The following is a 3715-nucleotide window of genomic DNA, read 5'->3' on the forward strand; positions in this document are numbered from 1 at the left end:
GACGTCGGCCGTGGCGCCCGCGCGGGCGGCCGTGGCGGCATCGACTTCGGCTTTCGAGACGGCCTTCATCTGCGTGTTGTACAGCTGGCCGTAGCGCTCGGCGTCCTGTTTGGCGCGCACGAGGTTGGCCTGGGCCTGCACGACCTGCGCCCGGGCGGCCGAGGCCTGCGCCCTGGCCTGCTGGATGGCGGCGTCGGCCTGCACGATCTGCTGCTGCACGCTGGCGATCTGGGCCTGGATCTGCTCGACCTTCACGCCCTGGTCGGCCGGGTCCAGCTCGGCCAGCACGTCGCCGGCCTTGATGACCTGGTTATCCTCGAACAGCACCTTGGTCACGACGCCCGGGATGCGCGACGACACCGGGTGCACGTGGCCCGTGACGTAGGCATTTTCGGTCTCGACGAAGTTATGGCTGCGGTACCACATGCGGCCGCCGGCGGCCAGCGCGGCGGCGGCGATCAGGCCCACCACGATCAGCACGCGCTTCGGAGGCCCCTTGGCGGCGTTGGCCGGTGCCGGTGGGACGGCTGCGGCCGGCTTGTGGTCGACCGTGGTTTGCGTATCAGGCATGTTAGCTCCGAAAGAAATGAAATTAGTCCATCGCATTATTCGACAAGTTTTTGCCAAAGTCAAGAAATGAAACGGTTGCATTTCATTAGAGATTCCACTAGCATGGAGCCCATGGACAAACATATGCATGACGCATCCGAATGCCCCGGCAAGGGCGCGGGCCGGCCCAAGGCCGCCGACGTCGAGGCGCGCACGCAGGAGTTGCTGCATATCGCGGGCACCCTGTTTCTCAAGAATGGCTATACGAAGACGAGCCTCGAATCGATCGCCCGCGCGGCGCACGTCGCGGTGCGCACGATCTATGTGAAATTCGGCGGCAAGGAAGGCCTGCTGGCCGCCGTGCTGGCCGCCAAGCGCCACCGCTTCTTCCGCAGCCAGCCGATGGAGACGGATACCCGTCCGCTGCGCGACATCATCGACGACTTCGCGCACCAGATGTACGCACTGATCACGTCGCAGGAAGCGATCGACCTGCAGCGCATCGTGCTGGCCGAGGCGCCGACGAATCCGGAACTGGCCGAGGCATTCTGGAACAGCGGCCCGCGCATGACGCGCGAGATGCTGGCCCGCTTCTTCGCCCGCCCGGACATCCGCGCCCAACTGCGTCCCGGCCTGCCGCTCGACCTGTTGCCCTGCCACCTGATGAGCACCATCACGGGCGAAATGTTCATGAACCTCATGCGCCCGCAGCACGTCGTCGACCAGGAAAAGGCGAAGCGCGACCTCGAAGGCCGGCTCGAATTGTTTTATTACAGCATCCTGCCGCCAAGAACTTAATTCCTTTTAGCAAAGACAATGTGCGTCATCGCACCGACCTAATCGGTGGGAACAAGTAGCCTGTGGTCTTTGAAGGAGGATGTCATGAACAACAATACAAATAGCAAGACGGCAGTTCGCCGCAAGGAGGGTGCATGAGCAAGTCGTCCCGTTATGAATGGCGCGACCAGCAGGCCGCGCTGCACGAGCGCATGAAGGGCTTCCTCGCCAACCCGAGCAATGAGCAACTCGAGGCCGTCGTCACCGAGATGCGCGCGTATGCGGATGCCGCACAGAGCGGCAGTATCGAGATTCCGCAGGCCTGGACTGCTTACAGTTGAGTTGAACGCATGGTGGGCTCGCATTTCAAGCCCCTGGCTTTAAATGCCCCACCCTCCATTTCACGCCACGCCACCGCATTTCACACCGCTCTACTGCATCTCGTCGCATCGCGCCCATCGCGATAACGCCCCCGGATACATTGCCTCCATCACAACGACACAGATGGAGCCTCCGATGATCCGCACCGCCCTCCTTGCCCAGGCTTTCACCACCCCGCTCGCAACCGCCGCCGATCTCGTCGTCCACGTCGACAACGTCAAGTCGACGTCGGGCCAGGTCATGGCCGCCCTGTACGACAACGCGGACGCCTTCCTCAAGCACCCGGTCCGCGCGGAGCAGGCGAAGGCCGACAAGGCCGGCACGACGCTCGTGTTCCACGACGCGCGTGGCCGAGGGGCCGGTGGCGCTGGCCCGGCTGCCTTATCGCACGCCGCATTGCTTCCATGGTAACTTTCTGGCTGCTTGAGACAGGAACACCATGACCACACCCGCCACGCCCTCGATGCACCCGCTGGAATCGTTCGCGCCCTTCCGGCGCTGGCGCCCTTCGCCGCTGCGCAACCTCGTCTACACGTTCGTGTGGAACGGCATCATCGGCGTCGCGCTGACGTGCGTGGCCCTGCTGTTCGGCAGCCGCGCGCCGGTCGCCACGCTGCTGACGGAAATGCTGTTCGCGTCGAACGTGATCGGCTTCCTCATCCACGGCGTGGTGCACCTGCTGCGCCGCATCGCACCCGGACGGAACAGCACGGCGATGCGGATCGCCAGGGTGCTGCTGACGGCGTGTTGCGCCCTGCTCGGCCTGGCCGTCACGGACGCCGTGCTCGGTGGACGCAGCACCTTCGACGCGCTGCTGCACACGGGCCTGATGGCGCGCTACCTGCCGGGCGCCATCGTGGTCGCGCTGCTGATGGCCGGCGTGCTCACGGCCGGCGAGCGCCGCGTCGCGCGCGAGATCGAGGCGGCGCGCCAGCAGGAGCAAATCGCCGAGGCCGCGCGCCTGCTCGCGGAAGCGCAGTTGCGCACCCTGCAGGCCCAGATCGAACCGCACTTCCTGTACAACACGCTGGCCAACGTCGTGAGCCTGATCGGTTCCGATCCGGTCCGGGCCCGCCACATGCTCGAGCGCCTGATCGATTTCCTGCGCGCGAGCCTGTCGGCCAGCCGCGCGGAGCACGCCACCCTGGGTGCCGAGATCGACCTCGCGCGCGCCTATCTCGACCTGCTGACGGTGCGCATGGGCGCCCGGCTGCGCTACCGCATCGACGTGGACGACGCCTGCCGCGGCGCCGCCATCGCGCCCATGCTGATCCAGCCGCTGGTGGAAAACGCCGTCATGCACGGCATCGAGCCGAAGGTGGATGGCGGCACGATCGTCGTGCGGGCGCGCCGGACGGATGCGGGTTGGTGCGTGGAAGTGGCCGACGACGGGGCGGGCTTGACGGCGGCAGCGCCCCGCCCGGGCGGCGGCGTGGGCCTGTCGAATTTGCGCGAGCGCCTGCGCACCTTGCACGGGAATCTTGCTCAAGTACAATTGCTCGAAAATCAAGACGGAGGCGTCACCTCGCGTCTGATCCTGCCTGCATAACGTTTTACCGAGGTGCCATCATCGCCCCCATCCGCGCCCTGCTTGCCGACGACGAACCGCACCTGCTGGCCTATCTCGAAGAACAACTGGCGATCGCATGGCCGGAACTGCGCATCATCGGCCGCGCCGGCAACGGCATCGAAGCGCTGCGCCTCGTGGACGAGCTGGCGCCCGACATCCTGTTCCTCGACATCCAGATGCCCGGCCTGAACGGCCTCGATCTCGCGGCCCGCCTCGTCGATGAGAAGAATGCGCCGCGCGTCGTGTTCACGACCGCGCACGAGGCGTATGCGCTGCAGGCCTTCGAGCACGCCGCGTTCGATTATTTATTGAAACCCATCCGCCTGGAGCGGCTGCAGCGCACCGCCCTGCGCCTGAAGGAAACGCTGTCCGCCCCCGCACCGGCGGCGCCATCGGCCGACATGCTGGCCGGCCTGCTGCGCCAGCTCGGCATGGCGC

Annotated in this window: 6 protein-coding genes; 5 read left to right on the forward strand and 1 reads right to left on the reverse strand. The window is 66.0% G+C overall.

Going from position 1 to position 3715, the window contains the following annotated elements; all coding sequences use genetic code 11:
- On the reverse strand, positions 1–570 hold a 570-nt coding region (locus tag ACEN88_RS26630), incomplete at its 3' end, for an HlyD family secretion protein (RefSeq protein ID WP_413344502.1).
- A gap of 123 nt (positions 571–693) precedes the next feature.
- Between ACEN88_RS26630 and ACEN88_RS26635 the strand changes: the two genes are divergently transcribed.
- The 5 genes from ACEN88_RS26635 to ACEN88_RS26655 form a co-directional block, all read left to right on the forward strand.
- Entirely contained in the window at positions 694–1347 is a 654-nt protein-coding gene (locus ACEN88_RS26635; RefSeq protein ID WP_413344504.1) for a TetR/AcrR family transcriptional regulator, read from the forward strand.
- Between the two features lie 134 nt (positions 1348–1481).
- Positions 1482–1667 carry a hypothetical protein gene (locus ACEN88_RS26640; protein WP_413344506.1) on the forward strand — a complete coding sequence of 62 codons (186 nt, stop codon included), beginning with the start codon at positions 1482–1484 and terminating at the stop codon, positions 1665–1667.
- Positions 1668–1842: 175 nt separating this feature from the next.
- A complete protein-coding gene (locus tag ACEN88_RS26645) occupies positions 1843–2118 on the forward strand; it encodes a hypothetical protein (protein WP_413344507.1) in 276 nt (91 codons plus the stop codon).
- A gap of 28 nt (positions 2119–2146) precedes the next feature.
- Positions 2147–3256, forward strand: coding sequence for a sensor histidine kinase (locus ACEN88_RS26650; protein WP_413344509.1), 1110 nt, complete (start codon positions 2147–2149; stop codon positions 3254–3256).
- 92 nt (positions 3257–3348) lie between these two features.
- A partial coding sequence (locus tag ACEN88_RS26655) for a LytR/AlgR family response regulator transcription factor (RefSeq protein WP_413344511.1) occupies positions 3349–3715 on the forward strand: 367 nt, incomplete at its 3' end.

This window comes from Massilia sp. CT11-108, from assembly GCF_047302915.1.
GTDB classification, from domain to species: Bacteria; Pseudomonadota; Gammaproteobacteria; order Burkholderiales; family Burkholderiaceae_D; genus Telluria; species Telluria orientalis.

Coding starts and splice junctions, on each gene's coding strand:
- ACEN88_RS26635 (WP_413344504.1), top strand. CDS start 694: ATGCATGACGCATCCGAATGCCCCGGCAAGGGCGCGGGCCGGCCCAAG.
- ACEN88_RS26640 (WP_413344506.1), top strand. CDS start 1,482: ATGAGCAAGTCGTCCCGTTATGAATGGCGCGACCAGCAGGCCGCGCTG.
- ACEN88_RS26645 (WP_413344507.1), top strand. CDS start 1,843: ATGATCCGCACCGCCCTCCTTGCCCAGGCTTTCACCACCCCGCTCGCA.
- ACEN88_RS26650 (WP_413344509.1), top strand. CDS start 2,147: ATGACCACACCCGCCACGCCCTCGATGCACCCGCTGGAATCGTTCGCG.